We start from the raw sequence: 25,024 nt of genomic DNA, 5'->3' as shown, positions 1-25,024 counted from the left end.
AAGGCTTCCCGCATGCGCCATCTGCTCCTGTCCGCCCTGATCCTCAGCGTCACCGCCTGCACCTGGGTGCCGATCGAACCGGTCGGCAAGACCGTCCGCGTCCTCCCGGCCGGGGCAGTGCCCAGTGGCTGCCAGAGCAAGGGCGAGGTGGTGGTGACGGTCAAGAGCAAGGTCGGCTTCTACAACCGCAACCCCCTGCGCGTGCAGGACGAGCTGGAAACCCTGGCCCGCAACGAGGCCCCCAGTGCCGGGGCCAATGCCGTTCAGGCGGCCGGCCTGCCGGCCGATGGCAGCCAGCGTTTCCTGGCCTTCCAGTGCCCGCCACGCTGAACCCTTCACACCCGGGGCGGACCATACGCCCGGGCGTGAATTCGTAAAGGTGCGGTGAAGGCGGCGCCGGCTTACAATAGCGCCCCCTTTGCCTGAGCCTTGGCGCTAACTGATGCTCTTCAAGAATGTCTCTATCGCCGGCCTGGCGCACATCGACGCGCCGCACACGCTGACGTCCAAGGAAATCAACGAACGTCTGCAGCCGACGCTGGATCGTCTGGGTATCCGTACCGACGTGCTCGGCGACATCGCCGGCATCCATGCCCGTCGCCTGTGGGACGCGGACATGCTGGCCTCCGACGCGGCCACCCTGGCGGCGCGCAAGGCGCTGGAAGATGCCGGGATCGGTGCCGACAAGATCGGCCTGCTGGTCAACACCTCGGTCAGCCGCGACTACCTGGAGCCGTCCACCGCCAGCATCGTCTCGGGCAACCTGGGCGTCGGCGATGAGTGCATGACCTTCGACGTCGCCAACGCCTGCCTGGCCTTCATCAACGGCATGGACATCGCGGCGCGCATGCTCGAGCGCGGCGAGATCGACTACGCGCTGATCGTCGATGGCGAAACCGCCAACCTGGTGTACGAGAAGACCCTCGAGCGCATGGCCCTGCCGGGCGTCACCGCCGATGACTTCCGCAACGAGATGGCCGCCCTGACCCTGGGCTGCGGTGCCGCCGCGATGGTGATGGCACGCACCGAACTGGTGCCCGATGCGCCGCGTTACCGCGGTGGCGTGACGCGTTCGGCCACCGAGTGGAACCAGCTGTGCCGCGGCAACCTGGACCGCATGGTCACCGACACCCGCATGCTGCTGATCGAAGGCATCAAGCTGGCGCAGAAGACCTTTGGCGCCGCGCGCGAAGCGCTGGGCTGGGCGGTGGACGAGCTGGACCAGTTCGTCATCCACCAGGTCAGCCAGCCGCACACCGCCGCGTTCATCAAGAACTTCGGCATCGACCCGAAGAAGGTCATGACCATCTTCGGCGAGCACGGCAACATCGGCCCGGCCTCGGTCCCGATCGTGCTGAGCAAGCTCAAGCAGCTCGGCAAGCTGAAGAAGGGCGACCGCATCGCCCTGCTCGGCATCGGCTCGGGCCTGAACTGCTCGATGGCCGAAGTGGTCTGGTAAACAGACCCCTGCGTTGACTCCAAGGGCCGGTACTTCCGGCCCTTTTTACAGGTGCGACCCGATGTCCAAGCTTCCCGGTTACCCCGCCCATCCGCATCGCGTCGAGGTGCGCCCCGGCCTGTCGATGAACTATCTCGACGAAGGCCCGCGCGACGGCGAGGTGGTGGTGATGGTCCACGGCAATCCGTCGTGGAGCTACTACTGGCGCACGCTGGTGGCCGGGCTGTCGGACCGGTACCGCTGCATCGTGCCGGACCACATCGGCATGGGCCTGTCGGACAAGCCCGATGACGCGCACTACGACTACACGCTGCAATCGCGGGTGGACGATCTGGACGCGCTGCTCCGCCACCTGGGCATCACCGGCCCGGTGACCCTGGCCGTGCACGACTGGGGCGGCATGATCGGCTTCGGCTGGGCGCTGTCGCACCACGACCAGGTCAAGCGCCTGGTGGTGCTCAACACCGCCGCCTTCCCGATGCCCGCCGCCAAGCAGATGCCTTGGCAGATCGCGCTGGGCCGGCACTGGTCGATCGGCGAGTGGATCATCCGCACCTTCAACGCGTTCTCCGCCGGCGCGTCGTGGTTCGGCGTGGAGCGGAAGATGCCGGCCGATGTGCGTCGTGCGTACGTGTCGCCGTACAACAGCTACGCCAACCGGATCAGCACCATCCGCTTCATGCAGGACATTCCGCTGGGCCCGGCCGACAAGGCCTGGTCGCTGCTCGAGCGTGCCGGCAAGGCGCTGCCGTCGTTCGCCGACCGCCCGGCGTTCATCGGCTGGGGCCTGCGCGATTTCGTGTTCGACCACCATTTCCTGGCCGGGTTCCAGGCCGCGCTGCCGCAGGCGCAGGTGCATGCCTTCGAGGATGCCGGGCACTACGTGCTGGAAGACAAGCACGAGGTGCTGGTGCCGGAGATCCGCGCGTTCCTGGACGCCAACCCGCTGTAAGGCACGCCAGGCAGTGCCGGCCGCGGGCCGGCACCCCCAGGGCCCCGCTTCACGCCGCGATCGGTGCCTGGGGTGCCGGCGAATTGCCGTTGTCGTCCGGGTGGTCGTCGTCGTTGCCCGCGTCATCGCGCCACCGCCAGTCCGCCAGCGTCAGTGCCGGCATGCCGTGCGCGATGCGCGCCTTGTCGCACTGTGGGCTGGCCTTGCCGTATTCCCATGACGCATCCACCTCGCGGCACACGCTGGGCCGGTTGGGATGGATGCTGCAGCGCGAGTACACCCCGATCTCCGCGTCCAGCGCGACGCAGTAGACCGGCTTGGACAGGGTGCCGCGCATGCACAGCCGGTGCGGGTCCAGGACCTGGGTCAGCGCGTGGGGAACGCCGCCGGGGGTGACCTCGTCGGACTCCATCCAGTGGAAGGCCACGCGGTACTGGGTGCAGCAGGCGCCGCAGGTCAGGCAGGGATGGGGCATGGGGCGCCGGCCTTGGGCGGCAGGAAGCAGGAGGGAAGGGCGCGAATTTTCCACGCTGCCGCCCGGCGCGCAAGAATTTTCTGCAGCGGCGACAATGAACGGATGAACAGCGCCACCAACATCGCCGCCCGCCTGCCCGAGCTGGCCCGCGAGCGCCCCGACCAGATCGCCATCCGCTGCCCGGGAAAGCCCGGCCCCGGCGGCATGGCCCGTTACGACGTGACCCTGGATTACCGCACCCTGGATGCCCGCAGCCATGCGATGGCTGCCGGGCTGGCCGCCTACGGCATTGGCCGCGGCGTGCGCGCGGTGGTCATGGTGCGGCCGTCGCCCGAGTTCTTCCTGCTGATGTTCGCGCTGTTCAGGAACGGCGCGGTGCCGGTGCTGGTCGACCCGGGCATCGACAGGCGCGCGCTGCGCCAGTGCCTGGACGAAGCGCAGCCGCAGGCCTTCATCGGCATCGGCCTGGCCCACGTGGCGCGCAAGGTGCTGCGCTGGTGCCCCTCGGCGACGATCCAGGTCACTGTTGGCCGGCGCTGGGGCTGGGGCGGCACCACCCTGGCACGCCTGGAGGCGGCCGGCGCGCGCGCGCCGCAGCCGATGGCCGACACCGACGGCGAGGACGTGGCCGCGATCCTGTTCACCTCCGGCTCCACCGGCGTTCCCAAGGGCGTGGTCTACCGCCACCGCCATTTCGTCGGCCAGGTCGACCTGCTGCGCGCCGCGTTCGGCATGGAGCCTGGCGGCGTGGACCTGCCCACCTTCCCGCCGTTCGCGCTGTTCGATCCGGCGCTGGGGTTGACCTCGGTGATTCCGGACATGGACCCCACGCGTCCGGCCAAGGCTGATCCGCGCAAGCTGCATGACGCGATCGCCCGGTTCGGCGTCACCCAGTTGTTCGGCTCGCCGGCGCTGATGCGGGTACTGGCCGACCACGGCCAGCCGCTGCCCACCGTGCGCCGGGTGACCTCGGCCGGCGCGCCGGTGCCGCCGGACGTGGTGGCGCGGATCCGGCGCCTGCTGCCGCCCGAGGCGCAGTTCTGGACGCCCTACGGCGCCACCGAGTGCCTGCCCGTGGCGGTGATCGAGGGCCGCGAGCTGGAAAGCACGCGCGCGGCCACCGAGACCGGCGCAGGTACCTGCGTGGGTGCAGTGGTGGCGCCCAACGAGGTGCGCATCATCGCCATTGACGACGCCCCGCTGGCCGAGTGGTCGCAGGCGCGCGTGCTGCCCGCGGGCAGCGTCGGCGAGATCACGGTGGCCGGCCCCACCGCGACCGACAGCTACTTCAACCGGCCGCAGGCCACCGCCGCGGCCAAGATCGTCGAACCCCTGCCCGGGGGGGGCACGCGCGTGGTGCACCGCATGGGCGATGTCGGCTACTTCGATGCGCAGGGCCGGTTGTGGTTCTGCGGGCGCAAGACCCAGCGCGTGGAGACCGTGCAGGGGCCGCTCTACACCGAGCAGGTGGAGCCGGTGTTCAATGCGCTGCCGGGTATCGCGCGAACCGCGCTGGTGGGTGTCGGTGCGGCCGGACGGCAACGCCCGGTGCTGTGCTATGAACTGCAGCCCGGCGTCGCCGATTCGCCTGCGCTGCGCGAGCAGCTGCGGGTCGAAGCGGCCGCGCACGCGCATACCGCACGCATCGAGGTGTTCCTGCCGCATCCGGCCTTCCCGGTCGATATCCGCCACAACGCCAAGATCGGCCGCGAAAAGCTGGCGATCTGGGCCGCCACCCGAATGGAACAGCACGCATGAAGATCCTCGTCACCGGCGGCGGTGGTTTCCTCGGCCAGGCCTTGTGCCGCGGCCTGGTCGAGCGCGGCCACCAGGTACTCGCCTTCAACCGCAGCCACTACCCGGCGCTGCAGGCGCTGGGGGTCGGCCAGATCCGCGGCGACCTCGCCGACCCTGATGCCGTGCGGCACGCCGTGGCCGGCGTCGATGCGGTGTTCCACAACGGCGCCAAAGCCGGTGCGTGGGGCAGCTACGACAGCTATTTCCAGGCCAACGTGGTGGGCACCGACAACGTGATCGCGGCGTGCCGTGCGCACAGCGTCGGCCGCCTGGTCTACACGTCCACGCCCAGCGTGACCCACCGCGCCACGCATCCGGTGGAAGGGCTCGGCGCGGACGAGGTGCCGTACGGCGAAGACTTCCAGGCGCCGTACGCGGCCACCAAAACCATCGCCGAACAGCGCGTGCTCGCCGCCAACGATGCCTCCCTGGCCACCGTGGCGCTGCGACCGCGCCTGATCTGGGGGCCGGGCGACCAGCAGCTGGTACCGCGCCTGGCCGAACGCGCGCGCGCCGGCCGCCTGCGTTTCGTCGGCGATGGCCTCAACAAGGTCGATACCACCTACATCGACAACGCCGCGCTCGCCCACTTCCTCGCCTTCGACGCGTTGGCGCCCGGCGCGGCGTGTGCCGGCAAGGCGTACTTCATTTCCAACGGCGAGCCGCTGCCGATGCGTGAGCTGCTCAACAAGCTGCTGGCGGCAGTCGGTGCACCGGCCGTGGAGAAGTCGATCAGCTTCAAGACCGCCTACCGCATCGGTGCGGTGGCCGAGCGGCTGTGGCCGCTGCTGCGGCTGCGCGGCGAGCCGCCGATGACGCGCTTCCTCGCCGAACAGCTGTGCACGCCGCACTGGTACAGCATGGAACCGGCGCGGCGCGACTTCGGTTACGTGCCTGTCGTGAGCATTGACGAAGGGCTCACGAGGCTGAAGGCTTCATCGCGCGGCGAACTTCCCGTCACTTGCTGAACACCGCCGGTCGGTAACGATGGCAGCACGCCAATCCGGCACGCATCACGCGAGGATAGACATGCTGCACTACGCCGTAATCTTTTTCGTCATCGCCATCATCGCTGCAGTGCTGGGCTTCTCCGGCATCGCCGGCACCGCCAGCAGCATCGCCTGGGTCCTGTTCGTCGTGTTCCTGATCCTGGCCGTGGTGTCGATGTTCCGCAAGCGCGGATAGTGCGCCCCCCGGCCCGCGCCTTCTCTCCGGCGCGGTACCCGGGCAACGCGCGTTGCCGCGCGTGACCGCGACGGCCTGGATCCTGCGAAGGATTCAGGCCGTCGTCGCAACGGCGTGCTGCAGCCCGCGCTCGGCGGCATGCCGGGCCATTGCCAGCTCCAGCAGGCGGGTAATCAACGCGGTGTAGCCCAGCCCACTGGCCGCCCACAGCTTGGGATACATGCTGATGCGGGTGAAGCCGGGCAGGGTGTTGATTTCGTTGATCACCACCTCGCCCCCGGCAGTGAGGAACACATCCACCCGCGCCAGACCGGCGCAGTCCAGCGCCTGGTAGGCGCGCACGGCGATGTCCTGGATGCGCGCCTGCGTATCCGCGTCGATGTCGGCGGGCACCACGATGTCCGCGCCGGTCTCGCTGATGTACTTGGTGTCGTACGAGTAGAAATCATCGTGCACCACCACCTCTCCGCACACGCTTGCCTCCGGTACTTCGTTGCCCAGCACCGCGCACTCGATCTCCCGGCCGCTCACGGCCGATTCCACCAGCACCTTGTGGTCGAACGACAACGCCAGTGCCAGCGCGGCATGGAATTCGCTCTCGCTGCGCACCTTGCTCACCCCCACCGACGAGCCCTGATTGGCCGGCTTCACGAACAACGGCAGGCCCAGTGTCGCCACCAGCGCGGCGTAGTCGGCGGCGGCCGCGCCGGCGCGGGTGATGCAGGCGAACGGTGCCACTGCCAGGCCGGCATCGCGGAGCAGGCGCTTGGCCACGTCCTTGTCCATCGCCACGGCCGAGCCCAGGACGCCGGAGCCGACGAAGGGCAGGTTGGCCATGCGCAGCAGGCCCTGCAGCGACCCGTCCTCGCCCAGCGTGCCGTGCACGATCGGGAATACCACGTCGATCTGCTCCAGCACGGCCGTCGGCGTGGTCGGCACCAGTTGCCGCTGCGACTGGCCGGGCAGCACCGCCACGGCGTGGCCGGAGGCGTGCAGCGCGATGCGCGACGGGTCATCGGCGTTCAGCAGGAACTGCTGCGGGTCGCTGACGTGCCACCGGCCCTGCTTGTCGATGCCGATCAGGGTCACGTCGAAGCGTTCCTTGTCCAGCGCATCGACGATGTTCTTCGCCGACTGCAGCGAGACTTCGTGCTCGGCCGAGCGCCCGCCGAAAATGATCCCGACCCGGGTCTTGCCCATCGTAGTACCGCTCCTGGCGTGCTGAAAAAAGCAAGCATGGACCCGCGCACGGTGCTTGGCAAAAAGGCAGGTGCACCCGCCGTGCGGACGCCCGCCGTTCAAGGGGGCGCGGTAGAATGCGGCGATGGCCCGTTCCCTGCTCTCTTCCCTCAAGCCCCTGGCCGGCCACGCGCTGGAAGTGGCACTCAACCGCGCCGTGGCGCTGGACCCGGACACCGGCAGCGCGCTGGGCGCGCTCGACGGCCGCCACATCGCCCTGACCCTGGAGGCGCCTGCGCTGGCGATGCGCATCGGCGTGGCCGGGCAGCGCCTGACGGTGGGGCCGGTGGATCCGACCCAGGAACCGGATCTGGCGGTACGCAGTTCGCTGGGCGGGGTGCTGGCGCAGTTGCCGTTCCTGGCCAACGCGCGGCGCGGCGGCGATGCCCCGGCAGGGCGGGTCAAGGTGGCCGGCGATGCCGAACTGGCGCGCCGCCTGCAGCAGCTTGCCAGCCGTTACGACCCGGACTGGCAGCTGCCGTTCGTGCGGGTGTTTGGCGAGGTACTCGGCGTGCAGATCGCCCTGGCGCTGCGCTCGGCCCTGCAGCATGCGCGCCGTGGCGCGTCCGACCTGGCGCACAGCGCCGCTGAATTTGTCACCGAGGAGTCCCGCGACGTGGTAGCGCGTGCTGAGCTGGAGGCCTTCCACGACGACGTGGATGTGCTGCGCGACGATGTGGAACGTTTGACCGTGCGCGTGCAGCGCGTACGCCAGCGCCAGGTGCGCGCATGAAGGCGATGTTCCGCGCCAGCCGGATCGGCCGGGTGCTGCTGCGCTACCGCCTCGACGACCTGCTCGACGGCACCCCGGCCGAGCGCTGGCTGCGCCTGGCCAAGCCGTTCGTGCCGCGCGCCTCGGCCGACATCGCCGCACAGTCGCGCGGTGCGCGGCTGCGCCTGGCGCTGCAGGACCTGGGGCCGATCTTCGTCAAGTTCGGGCAGATCCTGTCCACCCGCCGCGACCTGATCCCGGCCGACGTGGCCAACGAACTGACCCTGCTGCAGGACCGGGTCAAACCCTTCGACGGCGATACCGCCCAGCGCATCGTGGAGGCGGCGCTTGGCCGTCCGGTCAGCGAGGCGTTCGCCAGCTTCGATCTGCAGCCGCTGGCCTCGGCCTCGATCGCGCAGGTGCACGCAGCCACGCTGGCCGATGGCCGCCAGGTGGTGGTCAAGGTGCTGCGCCCGGACATCGAAAAGCAGATCGACGCCGACATCGCGCTGCTGAAATCGGCCGCCGCACTGGTCGAGCGCACCCACCCGCGCGCCGACAGGATCCGCCCGCGCGAAGTGGTGGCCGAGGTGGAGAACACCCTGGCCGCCGAGCTGGACCTGCAGCGCGAAGGCGCCAACGCCAGCGTCCTGCGCCGCAACTGGATCGACTCGGACGACCTGTACGTGCCCGAGGTCATCTGGAGCCACACCGCCGAGCGCGCGCTGACCCTGGAGCGCGTCTGGGGCATTCCGTCCGACGACATCGCTGCGCTGGACAAGGCCGGCATCGACCGCAGGGCGCTGGCCGCCAAGGGCGTGCGGGTGTTCTACACCCAGGTGTTCCGCGACAACTTCTTCCACGCCGATGCGCATGCCGGCAACATCTGGGTCGACCTGGATCCGGCACGCCGCGACAACCCGCGCTTCATCGCGCTGGACTTCGGCATCATGGGACAGCTCTCGCAGGAAGATCAGTACTACCTGGCCGAGAACTTCATGGCCATCTTCAACAAGGACTACCGGCGCATGGCCGAGCTTCACGTCGAAGCCGGCTGGATGCCCAACAACGTGCGCATCGACGAGCTGGAAGCGGCCGCGCGCTCGGTATGCGAGCCGTACTTCACCCGCCCGCTGTCGCAGATCTCGCTGGCCGAAGTGCTGATGAAGCTGTTCCGCGTCGCCCAGCGCTACCAGCTCACCCTGCAGCCGCAGCTGATCCTGCTGCAGAAAACCCTGCTCAACATCGAAGGCGTGGGCCGCCAGCTCGACCCGCAGCTGGACATCTGGGCAGTGGCGCGACCCGTGCTCGAACGCATCCTGCGCGAGCGCTACAGCCCGCGCCGGGTGATGAAGGAACTGCGCAAGCGCCTGCCGGAAATCATGACCCACACCCCGGACATGCCGCGTCTGGTGCATGCCTGGCTGAAGCAGCAGGTCGAAGGCGGGCACGAACTGTCGATGCGTTCGCAGGACCTGGTGGCCTTGAACAGCAACCTGCAGAAGCTGCAGAAGCGTGCGGTGGCTGCGATTGCCGGCGTCGGCCTGCTGATCGTCGCTGCCGTGCTGTATGGCATGCAGCCTGGTGGCTGGTATTTCGGCGATGCACCGGTATGGAGCTGGGTGAGCGGCGCGGCGGGCCTGTTCTCGCTGGCCAGTGCCTGGTGGCGGCGCTGACCGGCGCGCAGCGCACCGCCTGAATCGCCGTTGATGGCGATTCAGGCGCGCGACGGGGATAATCGGTCGGTGAACGACACCGATACCGCCCTCGATACCGCCCCCCTGCAGCTGCTGCATCTGGACGACCGCCTTGCGGTGGTCAACAAGCCTGCCGGGCTCATGGTCCACGACAGCAAGCTGGCCCGCGGCGAAGACGATTTTCTCGCCGACCGCCTGCGTGAGCAGCTCGGCAAGCCGATCTTCCTCGTGCACCGCCTCGACCGTGCCACCAGCGGCTGCCTGCTGCTCGCCTTCGACCGCGAGAGCGCCAGTGCGCTCGGCAAGTCGCTGATGGGCGGCGACGTGGACAAGGACTACCTGGCGATCTGCCGCGGCTGGCCGGCCGAGGATGCCTTCACGGTCGACCACGACCTGGACGGCGGCCCGGGCAAACCGGTCAAAAAGCAGGCCATCACCCATTTCCAGCGTGTGGCCGTGGGCGAGATCGCGGTGCCGGTCGGCGAGTTCGAGACCTCACGCTATGCGCTGCTGCGCTGCCAGCCGCAGACCGGGCGCTTCCGCCAGATCCGCCGGCATCTCAAGCACCTGTCGCATCACCTGATCGGCGACACCAGCCACGGGGATGGTCGCCACAACCGCAGCTTCCGCATGCAGGGCATCCACCGGATGCTGCTGCACGCCGAGCGCCTGCGCTTCCCGCATCTGGATGGCACCGCAATGGACGTCAGCGCCCCGGTCGATGGCGAATTCCGCAAGGCAATGGACCTGTTCGGCTGGCACACCGCCCCGTAGAGCCGGGCTCTGCCCGGCTGCGTCTCGCCCGTAAAGCCGGGCTCTGCCGGGCTGCCCCACCACCGCGTTACCGCGACTTCGGTGCGGCCGTCTCTTCGTTGACGATCGCTTCCAGGTCCTTCTGCAGGTCCACGAACAGCGGCTGCATCTTGTCCTGGACGGCGACCATCACGTTCTGCATCAGCGCCGGCGTCTTGTCGAGCAGGCTCTGCCCGGCCGAGCTCTCGTAGAACTCGGCCATCGCCAGCACGTCTTCCTTGCTGAAGGTCTTCTTGTACAGGTCCACGTACATCGGCCGCAGCTGCTGCCACGACAGCGCCTGGCGGATGGTCTGGTTGGTGCGCTGTTCGATCCGCCGCAGCTGCGCCTGCTGCGCTTCGTCGAGCTGGCGCTGCGAGGCCACCTGGACGAACTGCTGGCGCTGCATCGCCTCGATCTGCGGCAACATGGTGTCGAGCATGCTCTGCGCGCGCGAGGCGGCCAGCAGGCGGTTGATGTCGGCGTCCGACGGGGGCGCGGCGATGGCCGGGCCAATCGCAGCCAGCCCCAGCACCACGGCCAGGGCGAAACGGGTCAGGCCACGACGGGCCGGCGGATGGATCGAAAGCATGTGCGGGGCATCCTGCAGTGCATGGAACCCGGAGCATACCTCCCAGGCCGTCATCAGGCGGTAGTTTGAGGACGTTATCGGCCTCATCGGAGATGTTGCAGTCGCCCCGCAGGCGGTGCCCCCCTTACAATGCGGCGCATGGGAACCGGGCCGATCACCGTCAGCGCGCACTTGTCGATTCCGGATACGGAGATCGTCGAGCGTTTCGTGCGCGCCAGCGGGGCCGGTGGGCAGAACGTCAACAAGGTCTCCACCGCGGTGGAACTGCGCTTCGACGTGGCCAACTCGCCGTCCCTGCCCGAACCGCTGCGCACGCGCCTGCTGGCCCGGCGTGACCGGCGCATGACCGGCGAGGGCGTGCTGGTCATCGACGCCCAGCGTTTCCGCACCCAGGACCGCAACCGCGAGGACGCGCGCGAGCGCCTGGCCGCCTTCATCCAGGCCAGCCTCAGCGTGCCCAAGCCACGGGTGGCCACCAAGCCCTCGTACGGCGCGAAGCTGCGTCGCCTGGATGAAAAAAAGGGCCGCGCGCAGATCAAGCGCGGGCGCACCACACGCAATTGGGAGTGATCGCTTGAACAACCGAAGTCCGCTGTTGCCGGCCGTTCCGCCCAACATGCCGCAGGTCAAACCCAACCGCTTCCTGCGCTGGCTGGCCCGCTGCACGCTGCGCCTGGGCGGCTGGAAAGTGGTCGGCACCTTCCCGGACCTGCCCAAGCTGGTCTTCATCGTGGCCCCGCATTCCTCCAACTGGGACGGGTTCTGGGGCATGGCCGCCAAGATCGCGCTGGGCATGCAGGTCAAAGTGCTCGGCAAGGCCTCGCTGTTCTGGTGGCCGCTGTCACCGCTGCTGCGTGCCCTTGGCGTGATTCCGCTGGACCGCAGTTCGCCGCAGGGTACTGTCGAGCAGGCCGTCAGCCTGATCAAGGGCTCCGAGCGCATGTGGTACGCCATCACCCCCGAAGGCACCCGCAAGGCGGTGACCCACTGGAAGGCCGGCTTCCTGAAGATCGCGCGGATGGCCGACGTGCCGGTGCTGGCCGCGTACTTCCACTACCCCGAGAAGACCATCGGGATCGGCCCGCTGTTCTACTCCAGCGGCGACGATGCCGCCGACATGGCGGCCATCCGTGAGTACTACCGCCCCTGGCAGGGCAAGAACCGCGGCACCGTCTGAGCGCCGCCCGGCCCCGCCCGCGCGGGTGCCGGGGCGGGCACAGCCAGACGCCACGTCCGGCACATGCTGCCCACGGGCAATCGGAGTAGGGTGATCGGCTGTGGTTGTCCGCCGCCGCACCCCCTTCCAAGGAGCCCGTTTCATGTCGCGTACCGTAGTTTTGGCCGCTGCCATCAGCCTGGCGCTGGCGGCTTGTTCCGGCAAGGAGTCCACCCCCGTGACCGATACCCAGAGCCCCGCCGCGCAGCCGCCGGCCGAGGCCTCCACCAATCCCCTGTTGAGCGCCAGCACGCTGCCGTTCCAGGCGCCGCCATTCGACAGGATCAAGGACAGCGACTACCTGCCGGCCTTCAATGAAGGCATGAAGCAGCACCTGGCCGAGGTCCGCAGGATCGCCGACAACCCCGAGCCGGCCACCTTCGACAACACCATCGAAGCGCTGGAGCGCAGCGGCGAAACCCTGAACCGCGTGTCGCGCATCTTCTTCGGCCTGGTCCAGGCCGATACCAACGACGCGCGCCAGAAGATCCAGGAAGAAGTGGCGCCCAGGCTGGCCGAGCACCAGGACGAGATCAACCTCGACCCGAAGCTGTTTGCCCGCATCAAGACTGTGTACGACCAGCGCGACGCCCTTGGCCTGGACCCGGTGCAGAAGCGCCTGGTCGAGCGTGATTACCAGGAATTCGTCCGCGCCGGCGCGCAGCTCAACGATGCCGACAAGGCCTCCCTGCGCAAGCTCAACGTGGAAGAAACCACGCTGGCCACGCAGTTCCACACCCGACTGGTCGCCGCGACCGCCGCCGGTGCCGTGGTCGTCGATGACAAGGCCAAGCTGGCCGGCCTGGACGAGGATGCGATCAACACCGCCGCCGCCGACGCCAAGGACCGCAAGCTGGACGGCAAGTACGTGCTGCCGCTGCAGAACACCACCCAGCAGCCGGTGCTGGCCTCGCTGAGCGACCGCGACCAGCGCGCCGCCGTGCTCAAGGCGTCGGAAACCCGCGCCGAGAAGGGCGATGCCAACGACACCCGGCAGACCGTGCAGCGCCTGGCCCAGCTGCGTGCGCAGAAGGCCAAGCTGCTTGGCTTTGACAACTACGCCGCCTACAGCCTGGCCGACCAGATGGCCAAGACCCCGGCCGCCGCGCTCAAGCTGCTGACCGACACCGTGCCGGCCGCCACCGCCAAGGCACGCGGCGAAATCGCCGAAATGCAGAAGGTCATCGACGCACAGAAGGGCGGGTTCAAACTCGCCGCCTCGGACTGGGACTTCTACGCCGAACAGGTACGCAAGGCCCAGTACGATCTGGACGAGTCGCAGATCAAGCCGTACTTCGAAATGGACAACGTGCTGCAGAACGGCGTCTTCTACGCCGCCACCCAGCTCTACGGCATCACCTTCAAGCCGCGCACCGACATCCCGACCTACCACCCGGACATGAAGGTCTATGAGGTGTTCGACAAGGATGGCACCTCGCTGGCGCTGTTCTACACCGATTACTTCAAGCGCGACAGCAAGTCCGGTGGCGCCTGGATGGACGTGTTCGTCGAGCAGGACGGTCTGACCGGCGCCAAGCCGGTGGTCTACAACGTGTGCAACTTCACCAAGCCCGCCGCCGGCCAGCCCGCGCTGCTCAGCTTCGATGACGTGACCACGATGTTCCACGAGTTCGGCCATGCGCTGCACGGCATGTTCTCGAAGGTGAAGTACCCGTCCATTGCCGGCACCAGCACCTCGCGCGACTTCGTCGAGTTCCCCTCGCAGTTCAACGAGCACTGGGCGCTGGACCCCAAGGTGTTCGCCAACTACGCCAAGAACTACAAGACCGGCGAACCGATGCCGCAGGCCCTGGTCGACAAGATCCTCAAGGCACGCACCTTCAACCAGGGCTACGCGACCACCGAGTACCTCTCGGCCGCGCTGCTCGACCTGGCCTGGCACACCCAGCCGGCCGACGCGCCGCTGCAGGACGTGGCGCCGTTTGAAGCGGCCGCGCTGAAGAAGTACAAGGTTGACCTGGCGCAGGTGCCGCCGCGCTACCGCACCACCTACTTCGACCACATCTGGGGCGGCGGCTATTCGGCCGGCTACTACGCCTACTTCTGGGCCGAAGTGCTCGACCATGACACCTTCGAGTGGTTCAAGGAACATGGCGGCCTGACCCCGGAAAACGGCCAGGTGTTCCGCGACAAGATCCTCTCGCGCGGCAACAGCGTCGAACTGGCCGACCTCTACCGCGAATTCCGCGGCAAGGACCCGTCGGTCGAACCGCTGCTGGTCAACCGCGGCCTGAAGTGATCCGGTAGGCAGCGCACGTCGAACGGCAGGGGAAACCCTGCCGTTCGTACATCCGGCATCACCATCGCGCAATCACGTTCCCACGTGCACGCCTTCGCGCAGCTCGCTGCAGCCCAGGTGATCCAGCGCGATCTCCAGTGCGTGCACGTAGCTCTGCGCGCAGTAGCCGTGCGCCACGCCGATACGCTGGCCGGCATCGGCCGGCAGGCAGGCTTCCGGCGTGCGGGCGTCATCGTCATGGACTTCCACGTACGGGTTGCGCAGGTGCGGCAGCAGCCGCTGCAGGCGCACGCTGCCCACGCACGCACCCGGGTCGAGCAGTGTGACCTCGCCCCGGCTGTGGTCGGCCACGCGCAGGGCGTCCAGCAGTTCCTGTTCCGACCCGCAGGCGCGGATCGCCACGGTGGTACCGGCGTCGATCGCGCGGTGCACCAGCGATTTGAGCACCGGCGCCGGCAGCGGCACCGCCGTGCGGATCAGCGCGCCACTGGCTTCCGGGCCACGGATGATGAAAATCGACATGGCTCAGGCACTCCCCACGGCGGGCTGCAGGCGTCGTGCGGCGATCGCCAGTGACAGCTGGCAGGCTTCCTCGCGGCTGCGGCCACACACCACCCGTGCAGCCGGCGCATGCTGCGGATGCAGGCGGTCATCAAGCGCGTCATCGTCCTTGCTGGCCATCTCGATGTACGGCGCCGGCAGCGCGTCCAGCGCCGCGCGCACCGCTGCGCCGTACCGGGCCCACTGCGGAGCCGCCACGGCGGTGGTTGCGATCAGCACCCAGGCCGGGCGGCTGCGTCGTGCGGCCTGCAGGCAGCGCACCAGCGCCGGCAGCGAGTCGCAGTCATGGCAGGCCAGGCGGTGCCCGGCGACCCGGGCAGGCAGCGGCGCGGCATCCGGCGCCGCGCTCGGCGGCGTGTGCCGGATCAGCAGGATGGTCATGGAACACCTCGTTGGAGCGCCCTGCGGCGCGGTGGGGTCACGATGCGGCCGCAGGCCGTAAAACCGCCATGCCACGGCCGCAGCGGCGGCGTAAATACCGCGTAGCTTTCCGTCGGGCGCCCGGGAACTTGCCGGCCGCCACCACGGTCACACCGCCACCCCTCACCGAGCGCTGACATGGATACCCACGCTGCCCGCCCCGCCGCAGGACACAACCGCGTACTGCATTGGCTGAAGAAGGAAGCGCTGCCGCTGCTGGTGATGCTGGGCCTGCTCGCCGCTGCGCGCGACACCCTGGCCAACCACTATCAGGTGCCCAGCGGTTCGATGCAGCACACGCTGATGCCCGGCGATCGCGTGGTGGTGGACATGCGCGCCTATGGCCTGCGCCTGCCCTTCACCGGACTGGAGCTGATGGCCACCGGCACCCCGCAGCGCGGCGATGTGGCCGTGTTCGATTCGCCGCGCGATGGCGTCCGTCTGATCAAGCGCATCGCTGCCGTGGGCGGCGACCGGGTCGACCTGCGCGATGGCCATCTGACCATCAACGGCCGCCCGCTGGCCGACGCCAGCCAGGGCGAGGTCGAGGACTTCGGTACCCATCTGGCCCAGCTCGATCTTGGCCAGGGCGGCGGCCCCGACATCGCCGGGCTGACCGTGCCGGCCGGCAAGGTGCTGATGCTGGGCGACCACCGCGGCAACAGCCTGGATGGCCGCTTCTTCGGCCTGGTCGAGGCCTCGGCGCTGTACGGCAAGGCCTCGCACGTGTACTGGCGGCGCGGCGACGGGTTCACCTGGCAGGCGCTGTAAGCGGCGCATTGCACCGGCGCGGGTCACCCTCGCCGGTGGTGACCCGACCGGTATCTGTATTGATATCCGAAACGTCTCAATCTAGACATTTCAGGTTATGGATCGTCCTGTAACGGCTGCCTATCCTGACCGCTGACTCTTACGCACCGGCCCGCCCCCTGGGCCCTGACGCAATGAACGGCGACACCGCAGCCCTGACGCCCACCTCCCACATCGTGCAGGGCACGCCGGCGTTCCGGCGCACGGCTGCCGCCCTGTTCCTGGCGGGCTTCTCCACCTTCGGTCTGCTCTACACCGTGCAGCCGCTGCTGCCCGAGTTCAGCCGCCACTTCGGCGTGTCGGCGGCCAGCAGCGCGCTGGCGCTGTCGCTCAGCACCGGCCTGCTGGCGGTGTCGATGCTGATTGCCGGGTTGATCTCCGACCGCATCGGCCGGCGCGGTGTGATGGTTGCCGCGCTGCTGGCGTCCAGCGTGTTGTCCGTTGCCACGGCGATGGTGGATGACTGGTCCACCCTCCTGGTGCTGCGCACGCTGCTCGGCATCGCGCTGAGCGGCGTACCGGCGGTGGGCATGACCTACCTCGCCGAAGAAATGGACAGCCGCGCGCTCGGCCTGGCGATGGGCCTGTACATCGGCGGCAACGCCATCGGCGGCATGAGCGGGCGCCTCATCGCCGGCATCGTCGCCGACCACTGGGGCTGGCGCTGGGGCATCGGCGTGGTCTCGTTGATCGCGGTGGCGAGCACGCTGCTGCTGTGGGTCCAACTGCCGCCGTCGCGCCATTTCCAGAGCCGCCGCAGCGGCCTGCGTGAACTGCCGGCGCGCTGGCGCAGCCTGTTTGCCGACCCCGGCCTGCCGTTGCTGTTCGCCACCGCCTTCGTGCTGATGGGGGTGTTCGTCACCCTCTACAACTACCTCGGCTACCACCTGATGGCGCCCCCGTATGGCCTCAGCCAGACCGTGGTGGGCCTGATCTTCAGCGTCTACCTGGTGGGCACCTTCAGCTCGGCATGGATGGGGCAGCAGGCCAACCGCTACGGGCGCAGCCGCGTCCTGGGCATCTGCTATGGCCTGATCGCGCTGGGCATCGCGCTGCTGGCGCTGCCGTGGCTGGGCTGCATGGCCGCCGGCATCGCGCTGGTGACCTTCGGCTTCTTCGGCGGGCACTCGGTGGCCAGCAGCTGGGTCGGCAGCCGCGCCGGTGCGATGCGCGCCGACGCATCGGCGCTGTACCTGTTCGCCTACTACCTCGGCTCCAGCGTGGCCGGCGTACTCGGCGGGGTGTTCTACACGCACTGGGACTGGCTCGGCGTGTGCGGCTTCGTCGGCGTGCTGACCGTGGCCGGCGCTGCCGTCGCCTGGCGCCTGGGACGCCGTACGCAACCGGCCACCGGCGAGCTCGCGCTCAGCCGCTGACGTCCTGCAGCAGCCGGGTGAAGTGCGCGATCAACGGTGATGCCGTACCGCGCCGGCAGGCCACGTGGACTTCCGAACTCGCCGCGCGATCGCTGAGCGCGACGAAGCGCGCACCGTCCACCTGAATGTGACTGCACGAGGCCGGCAACACCGTAACGCCCAGTCCCGACGCGGCCAGGCTGATCAGCGTCGAAGCCTCGCCGGCCTCCTGCACGATGCGTGGCGTGAATCCGGCGCTGCGGCACAGCGCGATGACATGATCATGGATGCCGGCACCGACCTCGCGCAGGAAGCCCACGAACGGCTCATGCGCGAACAGCCGCAACGCCACTGCCGCATCGGCGGGCAGACCGCGCAGCAGCGGGTGCTGGTCGTGCACCACCAGCGCCAGTGGATCGCTGAACAACCGGCGCGACATCAACGGTGCCGGCAGCGCACGTTTGCGGATCAGCCCGACATCCAGCTCGCCGGCCATCAGCGCATCGATCTGCTGGAGGGTGTTCATCTCGCGCAGCTTCAACTGAACCTGCGGAAACTGCTGGCGGTAAGCGAAGATCGCCCGTGGAATCTGCGTGGACAGCGGCGTGGCGCGGGTCAGCCCGATGCGCAGTTCGCCGGTTTCGCCGCGCTGCGCGCGCTGGGTGAGGTCGACTGCCTTGTCCATCCGCGCCAGCACCGCGCCGGCCTGCTCCTGCAGCACGCGCCCGGCATCGGTGAGTTCCACGCGGCGGTTGGTGCGCAGGAACAGGCGCGCGCCCAGCAGCGTTTCCAACTGACGGATCTGCTGGCTGAGCGGTGGCTGCGACATCCCCAGCCGCTCGGCGGCGCGGCCGAAGTGAAGGGTATCGGCCACCGCCAGAAAATAGCGCAGGTGGCGCAGTTCGATCGACATGGCAGGCGCGTCAGCGTTCGGAGTGACCGCTTTCATCATAGCTGCGCGGACTGAACAGGTCCGGCTGGATCAGCTCGATGAAGGCGCGCGCCTGCGACGACAGGAACCGCCCGCGGCGCACGATCACCCCGTAGCTGCGCTCGGGGAACCAGGCGCTCATCGAGCGGGTGGCCAGGCGGTCGCGGTCGGCATCGTTGAGGCACAGCGCCGGTACGATCGAGATGCCCATGCCCATCGCCACGTACTGCTTGATCACCTCCCAGCCGCCCACTTCCAGCGCCACCGTATAGGGAACGCGCTGCCGCTGGAACACCTGGTCCACCAGGCGGTAGGTGATCTGGCGCTTCGGCGGCAGCACCAGCGGGTAGGCCGAGATCGCGGCCAGGGTCAGCTCGGGCAGGGTGGCCAGCGGATGCGCGGGTGGGGTGATCAGCACCTGCTCGAAGCGGTAGGCCGGGGCGTAGCTCAGGTCGGCCGGCACGTCGGTCATCGAGCCCACCGCCAGGTCGGCCGCATCGCTACGCAGCAGGTCGGTGCCGTCGGCGCTGATCGCGTTGTGCAGGGTCAGCCGCACATCCGGATGGCGCTGGCGGAAGCGCTCCACGATGCGCGGCAGCAGGTACAGGATGGTCGAACTGTTGGCGGCGATGTTGAGCTCGCCGGCGTCCAGCCCCTTCACCTTGTCGCGGAAGCTGGCCTCCAGCCCATCCAGGTTCTCCACCAGCGGCTGGGCCATTTCATACAGCAGCTGGCCTTCACGGCTGGGCACCAGCCGGCGCCCGCTGCGCTCGAACAGACCCACCCCCAGTTCCCGTTCCAGCGCCTGCAACTGCTGGCTGATGGCTGGCTGGCTCACAAACAGCGCCTCGGCTGCCCGTGAGACCGAGCCGAGACGGACCGTCTGGCAGAACGCCCGAAGCGGTTTCAGCCGGTCGGATTTGTAGGAAAACCGGGGACTTGGGGGGCTCTGTGTGGGCATGGCGTAACGAGTATAAGCACAACTTATGTAAAGCATTGCAATAACTGCTTTGTCAAATATCGATACGTCGGCGCACGGTGTAGCCCTACCGCACCGCAGGAGTCGTCCATGTCCGCCGTCGCTTACGCCACCGCCCAGCCCACCCCTGCCGACGCCCCGGCCACGCCGGGCATCGCCCTCACCACCCAGCTCGCCGGCCAGTCCGCGCTGCTGCCGGCGGGGGTACTGGCGCTGCTGGTGTCGCTGCACCGTGCGGTCGAGCCCGAGCGCCAGCGCAGGCTGCAGGCACGCCAGGCGCGCCAGGCCTTCTTCGACGGCGGTGGGTTGCCCGACTTCCGGACGGATACCGCCGCCATCCGCGCCGACGACTGGACCGTGGCGCCCATTCCGGATGCCCTGCAGGACCGTCGCGTCGAGATCACCGGCCCGACCGACCCGAAGATGGTCATCAACGCGCTGAACTCCGGCGCCAAGGTGTTCATGGCCGACTTCGAGGATTCCACCGCCCCGGCCTGGCGCAACCTGCTGGCGGGCCAGCAGGCGCTGATCGGCGCCGTGCGGGGCGACCTCACCCATACCGCGCCCAACGGCAAGCAGTACGCGCTGCGCCCGTTGAACGAGCAGGCCGTGCTGATCGTGCGCCCGCGCGGCTGGCACCTGGACGAAAAGCACGTGCGCATCGACGGCCAGCCGCTGGCCGGTGGCCTGTTCGATGCGGCCGTGTTCGCGTACCACAACGCCCGCACCCTGATGTGCCGCCAGCGCGGCCCGTACTTCTACCTGCCCAAGCTGCAGAGCATGGAAGAGGCCGCGCTGTGGGAAACCGCGCTGTCGCACATCGAGGGCATGCTCGGCCTGCCGCACGGCCAGATCAAGGTGACCGTGCTGATTGAGACGCTGCCGGCAGTGTTCGAGATGGACGAGATCCTGCATGCGCTGCGCGACCGCATCGTCGGCCTGAACTGCGGGCGTTGGGACTACATCTTTTCCTACATCAAGACCTTCCGCCGCCATCGCGACAAGGTGCTGCCCGAGCGCGGCCAGGTGACCATGACCCAGCCGTTCCTGAAGGCGTACTCGGAACTGCTGATCCAGACCTGCCATCGCCGTGGCGCACACGCGATGGGCGGCATGGCCGCGCAGATTCCGATCAATCACGATCCGGCCGCCAACGAGCAGGCGATGGCAAGGGTGCGCGCGGACAAGCTGCGCGAAGTGAGCGCTGGCCACGACGGCACCTGGGTCGCGCATCCGGCGCTGATTCCGGTGGCCCAGGCGATCTTCGATGCGCACATGCCCGGGCCAAACCAGCACCAGGTGCTGCGCCGCGATGTGCAGGTGGATCGCGACGCTTTGATCGCCACCCCGACCGGCACCATCACCCGCGCCGGCTTCGAGGGCAACGTGGACGTGTGTGTGCGCTACCTGGCGGCCTGGCTGGATGGCAACGGCTGCGTGCCGATCCACCACCTTATGGAGGACGCGGCCACTGCCGAGATCAGCCGCAGCCAGTTGTGGCAGTGGCTGCATACCGGCGGACAGCACCTGGACGACGGTACCGCCATCGACCTGGCGCTGCTCGACGCCGCACTGGCCCAGCTGCCCGCGCGCCTTGGCGACCGCAGCGCGCTGCCCGGCGCATCGCGCATCGAAGAAGCCATCGCCCTGCTGGCCGACCTCAGCCGCCGCGACGAACTCACCGACTTCCTGACCCTGCCCGCCTACGACCGCATCGATTGACCCATCCCCGTAGAGCGGGGTTCTGCCCCGCTGCCACATACCCGTAGAGCGGGGCTCTGCCCCGCTGCCCCAATGCCCCCTGGAGAACCGACATGAGCAAGCTGCCCACCGCCGAACAGATCCAGCACGAATGGAACACCGACCCGCGCTGGGCCGGCATCCAGCGCAACTACAGCGCCGCCGACGTGGTCCGCCTGCGCGGCACCGTGCACGTGGAGCACTCGCTGGCCCGGCTGGGCGCTGAGAAGCTGTGGAAGTACCTGCATGAAAAGGACTTCGTCAACGCGCTCGGCGCGCTGACCGGCAACCAGGCCATGCAGCAGGTCAAGGCCGGGCTCAACGCGATCTACCTGTCCGGCTGGCAGGTGGCCGCCGACGCCAACCTGGCCGGCCAGATGTACCCGGACCAGTCGCTGTACCCGGCCGATTCGGTGCCGGCAGTGGTCAAGCGCATCAACAACACCCTGCTGCGCGCCGACCAGCTGCACCACGCCGAAGGCAAGGACGAGATCGACTTCCTGCAGCCGATCGTGGCCGACGCCGAGGCCGGCTTCGGCGGTGTGCTCAACGCCTTCGAACTGATGAAGGCGATGATCGAAGCCGGCGCCGCCGGCGTGCATTTCGAGGACCAGCTGGCCTCGGTGAAGAAGTGCGGCCACATGGGCGGCAAGGTGCTGGTGCCGACCCGCGAGGCGATCGAGAAATTGAACGCCGCGCGCCTGGCGGCTGACGTGCTCGGCGTGCCCACCCTGCTGGTGGCGCGCACCGACGCCGAGGCGGCCGACCTGCTGACCAGCGACATCGACGCCAACGACCAGCCGTTCGCCACGGGCGAGCGCACCGTGGAAGGCTTCTACAAGACCCGCAACGGCCTGGACCAGGCGATCAGCCGCGGCCTCGCCTACGCCCCGTACGCCGACCTGATCTGGTGCGAAACCGGCAAACCGGACCTGGAATTCGCGCGCCGCTTCGCCGAGGCGATCCACGCAAAGTTCCCCGGCAAGCTGCTGGCCTACAACTGCTCGCCCAGCTTCAACTGGAAGAAGAATCTGGACGACGCCACCATCGCGAGCTTCCAGAAGGAGATCGCGACCTACGGCTACAAGTTCCAGTTCATCACCCTGGCCGGCTTCCACGCCCTGAACTACTCTATGTTCAACCTGGCGCACGGCTACGCCCGCCGCCAGATGAGCGCCTTCGTGGAACTGCAGGAAGCCGAGTTCGCCGCCGCCGACCGCGGCTTCACGGCGGTCAAGCACCAGCGCGAGGTCGGTACCGGCTACTTCGATGCCGTCACCCAGGCGATCCAGCAGGGCCAGTCCTCGACGACCGCCCTGAGCGGTTCGACCGAGGAAGAGCAGTTCAACGCCGAACGCGCGGCCTGAGGATCACCAACAGCGGCCAGGGAAGGCCGGAGCGGCGGTCGGTCGGAGGGACCGCCCGCCGCTGTCTGTGTGGGAGAGCTGTCCGGTGATTGGGACCATCGTCGGATGCCTGATGAACCCTTTCAGGCCGAGGTTGGATTGCCGCACACGCTGCCTTGGTGCAGCCATGCCCGCCATGCATCGGGACCACGCCATGACCACCGCAAACAACAGCCCGATCGAGGAGCCGCTCGATTCGCTCAGGGGGAGTGTGTGCATGCGGAAGCGGGATCCAGCTTCGGGGCTTCCTCATAGCGATAGGTTTCCGGATTAAAGCTGAGTTTGACTTCCTGCGGCGGGTCTTCTTCGTGCCCGGGCGCTGCACATCCACGCGTGGCCGTCAGATCGGGCCACGGTTCCGTGATGATGATTGGTGCGATGACATCCTTGAACTGCCCTTCAAGCACTTTGATGGCCGTGCCATCTCCGCATTGCACGAATCCAAGGTAGTGCACTACGTCGATGTCCCCGTAGTTCGAGCCGAAATGCCTCACGAGTTGGTCTGGTTGACCGTCGGCGTTGAGGTCCGGCGTGCCAGCGCTGTAGGTTTGACCAACTGTCAGGCCGTAGATGCAGCCACTGTCCACTCCGGGCGGGCAAGCGCTGACTTTTTCATGCCCTTGCGCAGATATCCCAATCACAACCAGGTCGTCAGCCGCTGTACTTGTGCAATGCTCCTGCAACGTCTGCGTGTCTGCAGCGGCGGAGCACGTACTGGCTGACAGGAGAAAGGGGGCAAATAGTAAAAATGCTCGGGACATGGATCAAACTCCCGTGGTATCGATCTGAAAGCTATTGCGAGTATCCCGCAATGCACCAGGTTCATCGTTGGCAACGCAATCTCGACACAAGCGGCTGTCATACGCCGGCCATGAGAACCCGATCAGCTGATTGATCTGCTCCAGCAGACCCTTGAGGCAAGGGAGGGAGGCGAAGCGACAGAGCAGCGTGGCCTGACGCCTGTGTCACAGATTGAGCACCAGATTTGCGCCTGAACCCATGATCGCGCTCAGAGCTTGGGGTCGGACTGATCGGGCGACCAGATCCAAAGCACATTGCCGTAGTCGCTGCCCTTCAACTCGGGGAAGCGGTCATCCTTCTTGAAGTAGCGGCGGGATCCCATTTGGGCCGGGGTGTACCACCAGCCGTTCTGTGGCACCTGTCGGCCCGCTTCGACTCTGTGTGGGCGAGTGGCGGTCGCGACGCTCGACGTGCCTGCGTAGGTGCCGTCGATCTCCTCATACTCATCGTCGATCAGCTCAACAAAGAACCAACGGCAAGGTCGATCCTCAAAGCTTTCCCGGGATGCAGCTGCGGGTGCCAGGTGGGGGCGCGACCTTTCGCGCTGTTGGATGTTTCGAAGGAGGAGGCCCTCCGGGCCACTGATCAGTCGATGAAGTCCGTCGACATCTTCCCAAAGTCCTTCCCTGCCAACACGCTCCAATGCGAGCTTGCCGAATTGGTTAAGCGTGTAGGTATTGCCAAGTTCACCATGTCCACCCGTCCAGCCGAACTGCAAGGAGCCATAAGGATCATCTGCTGGGACATACGCGCCCGTGCGCGGGGGCGTGTCGCCGCTGAAGCAACAAAGGTCTGAGCGAACACGGAATCTCGGGATGTGCGAAAACCCTTTCCCGTCCTCCTGCCATAGTGACCAGAATACGAAATCGTCCCACAAGCTCGGCCTACTCATCATTTCGCTGATCTTGCTCGCATAGTGAAAGACAGCCTGGGCACGATGTTTGAACTGCTCCTCCTGGTCCTGAGTCGCCCAAGGCATCTGGTACGCATACTCGTCCAGCATGCGTGAGCACTGGCGCTCGCCGGCGATGTCAAAAACCTGATGCGCGCGCGCGGCGATGTCCTTGATAACACCCTCCCTGAATTCCATCAGAGCAGGGCAAGCGTACGTTGAGAAGTGTCCAGCAGTGTCGATCGGCTGCCAGTTCGCGAGCATTCTTCCTGCCGGATCTAGATTGGAGCGTTCTTCCAAAAGTGATTCAGCGAAAGAGACGAGCAGATCAATTCTGTTTAGAAGGCCTTCCACATACGCCAGTGACGAGTAGTGGTAGAGCAGCGTGGCTTGACGCTTTTGCCAGGGATTGAGCTCCAAATATCTTGATGAACTTACAGTCTCATTCATAGCTTCGGATCGGACTGATCGGGTGACCAGATCCAAAGCACATTGCCGTAGTCGCTGCCCTTCAACTCGGGGAAGCGGTCACCCTTCTTGAAGTAGCGGCGGGATCCCATTTGGACCGGGGTGTACCACCAGCCGTTCTGTGGCACCTGTTGGCCCGCTTCGACTCTGTGTGGGCGAGTGGAGGTCGGGACGCTCGATGTGCCTGCGTCGACGTCCCCCCGGCTTGAGTAGTGAGCGGGTTTAGAGTCCGGTGCTGATGTTATCTTTCTTCGTCGCCAACTGCGCGGCGTACTGGGCAGGTGT

Annotated in this window: 25 protein-coding genes; 16 read left to right on the top strand and 9 right to left on the bottom strand. The window is 67.6% G+C overall.

Features of this window, described 5'->3' with window-relative positions:
* Positions 1-12: 12 nt before the first annotated feature.
* From ACPEH1_RS09065 to ACPEH1_RS09055, 3 genes are all read left to right on the top strand, one after another.
* On the top strand, positions 13-330 hold the full coding sequence (locus ACPEH1_RS09065; protein ID WP_017355520.1) for a DUF4156 domain-containing protein: 318 nt from the start codon (positions 13-15) through the stop codon (positions 328-330).
* Between the two features lie 112 nt (positions 331-442).
* Positions 443-1,459: a 3-oxoacyl-ACP synthase III gene (locus tag ACPEH1_RS09060; RefSeq protein ID WP_017355519.1), complete on the top strand. Its 1,017-nt coding sequence runs from the start codon at positions 443-445 to the stop codon at positions 1,457-1,459.
* A gap of 61 nt (positions 1,460-1,520) precedes the next feature.
* Positions 1,521-2,411, top strand: a complete 891-nt coding sequence (locus ACPEH1_RS09055) for an alpha/beta fold hydrolase (RefSeq protein ID WP_017355518.1) — start codon at positions 1,521-1,523, stop codon at positions 2,409-2,411.
* 49 nt (positions 2,412-2,460) lie between these two features.
* On the opposite strand, the gene ACPEH1_RS09050 is transcribed toward ACPEH1_RS09055, so the two are convergent.
* On the bottom strand, positions 2,461-2,886 hold the full coding sequence (locus tag ACPEH1_RS09050; protein WP_017355517.1) for a YkgJ family cysteine cluster protein: 426 nt from the start codon (positions 2,884-2,886) through the stop codon (positions 2,461-2,463).
* 102 nt (positions 2,887-2,988) lie between these two features.
* Between ACPEH1_RS09050 and oleC the strand changes: the two genes are divergently transcribed.
* The 3 genes from oleC to ACPEH1_RS09035 all read left to right on the top strand — a co-directional run bounded on the left by oleC (position 2,989) and on the right by ACPEH1_RS09035 (position 5,868).
* Entirely contained in the window at positions 2,989-4,644 is a 1,656-nt protein-coding gene (gene oleC, locus ACPEH1_RS09045; protein WP_136006711.1) for an olefin beta-lactone synthetase, read from the top strand.
* A complete protein-coding gene (gene oleD, locus ACPEH1_RS09040) occupies positions 4,641-5,651 on the top strand; it encodes a 2-alkyl-3-oxoalkanoate reductase (RefSeq protein ID WP_136006709.1) in 1,011 nt (336 codons plus the stop codon). The genes oleC and oleD overlap by 4 nt, the downstream gene beginning before the upstream one ends.
* A 61-nt stretch (positions 5,652-5,712) precedes the next feature.
* Complete coding sequence (locus ACPEH1_RS09035; protein ID WP_136006707.1) at positions 5,713-5,868, top strand: DUF1328 domain-containing protein; 156 nt, start codon at positions 5,713-5,715, stop codon at positions 5,866-5,868.
* 93 nt (positions 5,869-5,961) lie between these two features.
* On the opposite strand, the gene ddlA is transcribed toward ACPEH1_RS09035, so the two are convergent.
* Positions 5,962-7,068: a D-alanine--D-alanine ligase gene (gene ddlA, locus ACPEH1_RS09030; protein WP_153165551.1), complete on the bottom strand. Its 1,107-nt coding sequence runs from the start codon at positions 7,066-7,068 to the stop codon at positions 5,962-5,964.
* Between the two features lie 124 nt (positions 7,069-7,192).
* On the opposite strand from ddlA, the gene ACPEH1_RS09025 reads away from it, so the two are divergent.
* Genes ACPEH1_RS09025 through ACPEH1_RS09015 form a run of 3 tightly spaced genes read left to right on the top strand, consistent with a single transcriptional unit; the run spans position 7,193 to position 10,290 of the window.
* Positions 7,193-7,840, top strand: coding sequence for a ubiquinone biosynthesis accessory factor UbiJ (locus ACPEH1_RS09025; protein ID WP_166472457.1), 648 nt, complete (start codon positions 7,193-7,195; stop codon positions 7,838-7,840).
* Positions 7,837-9,495: a ubiquinone biosynthesis regulatory protein kinase UbiB gene (gene ubiB / locus ACPEH1_RS09020; protein ID WP_136006701.1), complete on the top strand. Its 1,659-nt coding sequence runs from the start codon at positions 7,837-7,839 to the stop codon at positions 9,493-9,495. Before ACPEH1_RS09025 ends, ubiB begins: the two co-directional genes overlap by 4 nt.
* Before the next feature lie 33 nt (positions 9,496-9,528).
* Positions 9,529-10,290 (top strand): pseudouridine synthase, encoded by a 762-nt coding sequence (locus ACPEH1_RS09015; RefSeq protein ID WP_051008654.1) that lies wholly within the window; start codon positions 9,529-9,531, stop codon positions 10,288-10,290.
* A 67-nt stretch (positions 10,291-10,357) separates the two neighbouring features.
* Here the strand turns inward: ACPEH1_RS09015 and ACPEH1_RS09010 are convergent, their stop codons facing one another.
* A complete protein-coding gene (locus ACPEH1_RS09010) occupies positions 10,358-10,900 on the bottom strand; it encodes a DUF2059 domain-containing protein (RefSeq protein ID WP_026070966.1) in 543 nt (180 codons plus the stop codon).
* Positions 10,901-11,038: 138 nt separating this feature from the next.
* Between ACPEH1_RS09010 and arfB the strand changes: the two genes are divergently transcribed.
* The 3 genes from arfB (at position 11,039) to dcp (ending at position 14,376) form a co-directional block, all read left to right on the top strand.
* Positions 11,039-11,470: an alternative ribosome rescue aminoacyl-tRNA hydrolase ArfB gene (gene arfB, locus ACPEH1_RS09005; RefSeq protein ID WP_026070967.1), complete on the top strand. Its 432-nt coding sequence runs from the start codon at positions 11,039-11,041 to the stop codon at positions 11,468-11,470.
* A 46-nt stretch (positions 11,471-11,516) separates the two neighbouring features.
* Entirely contained in the window at positions 11,517-12,077 is a 561-nt protein-coding gene (locus ACPEH1_RS09000; RefSeq protein WP_229296590.1) for a lysophospholipid acyltransferase family protein, read from the top strand.
* A 142-nt stretch (positions 12,078-12,219) separates the two neighbouring features.
* A complete protein-coding gene (gene dcp, locus ACPEH1_RS08995; protein WP_136006699.1) occupies positions 12,220-14,376 on the top strand; it encodes a peptidyl-dipeptidase Dcp in 2,157 nt (718 codons plus the stop codon).
* A gap of 72 nt (positions 14,377-14,448) precedes the next feature.
* On the opposite strand, the gene ACPEH1_RS08990 is transcribed toward dcp, so the two are convergent.
* Together ACPEH1_RS08990 and ACPEH1_RS08985 are read right to left on the bottom strand one after the other, a co-directional pair.
* Entirely contained in the window at positions 14,449-14,898 is a 450-nt protein-coding gene (locus tag ACPEH1_RS08990) for a 3-dehydroquinate dehydratase (protein ID WP_136006697.1), read from the bottom strand.
* Positions 14,899-14,901: 3 nt separating this feature from the next.
* On the bottom strand, positions 14,902-15,318 hold the full coding sequence (locus ACPEH1_RS08985; protein ID WP_423715674.1) for a hypothetical protein: 417 nt from the start codon (positions 15,316-15,318) through the stop codon (positions 14,902-14,904).
* 177 nt (positions 15,319-15,495) lie between these two features.
* On the opposite strand from ACPEH1_RS08985, the gene lepB reads away from it, so the two are divergent.
* A complete protein-coding gene (gene lepB, locus ACPEH1_RS08980) occupies positions 15,496-16,128 on the top strand; it encodes a signal peptidase I (protein ID WP_017357435.1) in 633 nt (210 codons plus the stop codon).
* A 173-nt stretch (positions 16,129-16,301) separates the two neighbouring features.
* On the top strand, positions 16,302-17,543 hold the full coding sequence (locus ACPEH1_RS08975) for an MFS transporter (protein ID WP_423715673.1): 1,242 nt from the start codon (positions 16,302-16,304) through the stop codon (positions 17,541-17,543).
* On the opposite strand, the gene ACPEH1_RS08970 is transcribed toward ACPEH1_RS08975, so the two are convergent.
* The gene (locus tag ACPEH1_RS08970) at positions 17,533-18,435 is read right to left on the bottom strand and encodes a LysR substrate-binding domain-containing protein (RefSeq protein ID WP_423715672.1); all 903 of its coding nucleotides are present in this window, start codon (positions 18,433-18,435) and stop codon (positions 17,533-17,535) included. The two genes, ACPEH1_RS08975 and ACPEH1_RS08970, sit on opposite strands and share 11 nt — an antisense overlap.
* A gap of 10 nt (positions 18,436-18,445) precedes the next feature.
* Positions 18,446-19,414: a LysR family transcriptional regulator gene (locus tag ACPEH1_RS08965; protein ID WP_423715671.1), complete on the bottom strand. Its 969-nt coding sequence runs from the start codon at positions 19,412-19,414 to the stop codon at positions 18,446-18,448.
* 108 nt (positions 19,415-19,522) lie between these two features.
* Here ACPEH1_RS08965 and aceB point away from each other — a divergent pair, with 108 nt between their 5' ends.
* On the top strand, positions 19,523-21,154 hold the full coding sequence (gene aceB, locus ACPEH1_RS08960; RefSeq protein ID WP_017357431.1) for a malate synthase A: 1,632 nt from the start codon (positions 19,523-19,525) through the stop codon (positions 21,152-21,154).
* Between the two features lie 92 nt (positions 21,155-21,246).
* Positions 21,247-22,539, top strand: coding sequence for an isocitrate lyase (aceA, locus tag ACPEH1_RS08955; protein ID WP_153165557.1), 1,293 nt, complete (start codon positions 21,247-21,249; stop codon positions 22,537-22,539).
* Between the two features lie 239 nt (positions 22,540-22,778).
* Here the strand turns inward: aceA and ACPEH1_RS08950 are convergent, their stop codons facing one another.
* Together ACPEH1_RS08950 and ACPEH1_RS08945 are read right to left on the bottom strand one after the other, a co-directional pair.
* Positions 22,779-23,339 (bottom strand): hypothetical protein, encoded by a 561-nt coding sequence (locus tag ACPEH1_RS08950; RefSeq protein ID WP_423715670.1) that lies wholly within the window; start codon positions 23,337-23,339, stop codon positions 22,779-22,781.
* A 248-nt stretch (positions 23,340-23,587) separates the two neighbouring features.
* Entirely contained in the window at positions 23,588-24,721 is a 1,134-nt protein-coding gene (locus ACPEH1_RS08945; protein WP_423715669.1) for a hypothetical protein, read from the bottom strand.
* Positions 24,722-25,024 lie beyond the last annotated feature (303 nt).

The organism is Stenotrophomonas sp. NPDC077421 (genome assembly GCF_049545505.1).
Classification (GTDB): Bacteria; Pseudomonadota; Gammaproteobacteria; order Xanthomonadales; family Xanthomonadaceae; genus Stenotrophomonas; species Stenotrophomonas nematodicola.
Note: the sequence above shows the minus strand (reverse complement) of the source record. Positions and strands in the feature narration are given on the sequence as shown.

What these genes read in the sequence shown, in the direction of transcription:
- ACPEH1_RS09065 (WP_017355520.1), top strand. Translation starts at nt 13, where the DNA reads ATGCGCCATCTGCTCCTGTCCGCCCTGATCCTCAGCGTCACCGCCTGC.
- ACPEH1_RS09060 (WP_017355519.1), top strand. Translation starts at nt 443, where the DNA reads ATGCTCTTCAAGAATGTCTCTATCGCCGGCCTGGCGCACATCGACGCG.
- ACPEH1_RS09055 (WP_017355518.1), top strand. Translation starts at nt 1,521, where the DNA reads ATGTCCAAGCTTCCCGGTTACCCCGCCCATCCGCATCGCGTCGAGGTG.
- ACPEH1_RS09050 (WP_017355517.1), bottom strand. Translation starts at nt 2,886, where the DNA reads ATGCCCCATCCCTGCCTGACCTGCGGCGCCTGCTGCACCCAGTACCGC.
- oleC (WP_136006711.1), top strand. Translation starts at nt 2,989, where the DNA reads ATGAACAGCGCCACCAACATCGCCGCCCGCCTGCCCGAGCTGGCCCGC.
- oleD (WP_136006709.1), top strand. Translation starts at nt 4,641, where the DNA reads ATGAAGATCCTCGTCACCGGCGGCGGTGGTTTCCTCGGCCAGGCCTTG.
- ACPEH1_RS09035 (WP_136006707.1), top strand. Translation starts at nt 5,713, where the DNA reads ATGCTGCACTACGCCGTAATCTTTTTCGTCATCGCCATCATCGCTGCA.
- ddlA (WP_153165551.1), bottom strand. Translation starts at nt 7,068, where the DNA reads ATGGGCAAGACCCGGGTCGGGATCATTTTCGGCGGGCGCTCGGCCGAG.
- ACPEH1_RS09025 (WP_166472457.1), top strand. Translation starts at nt 7,193, where the DNA reads ATGGCCCGTTCCCTGCTCTCTTCCCTCAAGCCCCTGGCCGGCCACGCG.
- ubiB (WP_136006701.1), top strand. Translation starts at nt 7,837, where the DNA reads ATGAAGGCGATGTTCCGCGCCAGCCGGATCGGCCGGGTGCTGCTGCGC.
- ACPEH1_RS09015 (WP_051008654.1), top strand. Translation starts at nt 9,529, where the DNA reads ATGGCGATTCAGGCGCGCGACGGGGATAATCGGTCGGTGAACGACACC.
- ACPEH1_RS09010 (WP_026070966.1), bottom strand. Translation starts at nt 10,900, where the DNA reads ATGCTTTCGATCCATCCGCCGGCCCGTCGTGGCCTGACCCGTTTCGCC.
- arfB (WP_026070967.1), top strand. Translation starts at nt 11,039, where the DNA reads ATGGGAACCGGGCCGATCACCGTCAGCGCGCACTTGTCGATTCCGGAT.
- ACPEH1_RS09000 (WP_229296590.1), top strand. Translation starts at nt 11,517, where the DNA reads ATGCCGCAGGTCAAACCCAACCGCTTCCTGCGCTGGCTGGCCCGCTGC.
- dcp (WP_136006699.1), top strand. Translation starts at nt 12,220, where the DNA reads ATGTCGCGTACCGTAGTTTTGGCCGCTGCCATCAGCCTGGCGCTGGCG.
- ACPEH1_RS08990 (WP_136006697.1), bottom strand. Translation starts at nt 14,898, where the DNA reads ATGTCGATTTTCATCATCCGTGGCCCGGAAGCCAGTGGCGCGCTGATC.
- ACPEH1_RS08985 (WP_423715674.1), bottom strand. Translation starts at nt 15,318, where the DNA reads ATGACCATCCTGCTGATCCGGCACACGCCGCCGAGCGCGGCGCCGGAT.
- lepB (WP_017357435.1), top strand. Translation starts at nt 15,496, where the DNA reads ATGGATACCCACGCTGCCCGCCCCGCCGCAGGACACAACCGCGTACTG.
- ACPEH1_RS08975 (WP_423715673.1), top strand. Translation starts at nt 16,302, where the DNA reads ATGAACGGCGACACCGCAGCCCTGACGCCCACCTCCCACATCGTGCAG.
- ACPEH1_RS08970 (WP_423715672.1), bottom strand. Translation starts at nt 18,435, where the DNA reads ATGTCGATCGAACTGCGCCACCTGCGCTATTTTCTGGCGGTGGCCGAT.
- ACPEH1_RS08965 (WP_423715671.1), bottom strand. Translation starts at nt 19,414, where the DNA reads ATGCCCACACAGAGCCCCCCAAGTCCCCGGTTTTCCTACAAATCCGAC.
- aceB (WP_017357431.1), top strand. Translation starts at nt 19,523, where the DNA reads ATGTCCGCCGTCGCTTACGCCACCGCCCAGCCCACCCCTGCCGACGCC.
- aceA (WP_153165557.1), top strand. Translation starts at nt 21,247, where the DNA reads ATGAGCAAGCTGCCCACCGCCGAACAGATCCAGCACGAATGGAACACC.
- ACPEH1_RS08950 (WP_423715670.1), bottom strand. Translation starts at nt 23,339, where the DNA reads ATGTCCCGAGCATTTTTACTATTTGCCCCCTTTCTCCTGTCAGCCAGT.
- ACPEH1_RS08945 (WP_423715669.1), bottom strand. Translation starts at nt 24,721, where the DNA reads ATGAATGAGACTGTAAGTTCATCAAGATATTTGGAGCTCAATCCCTGG.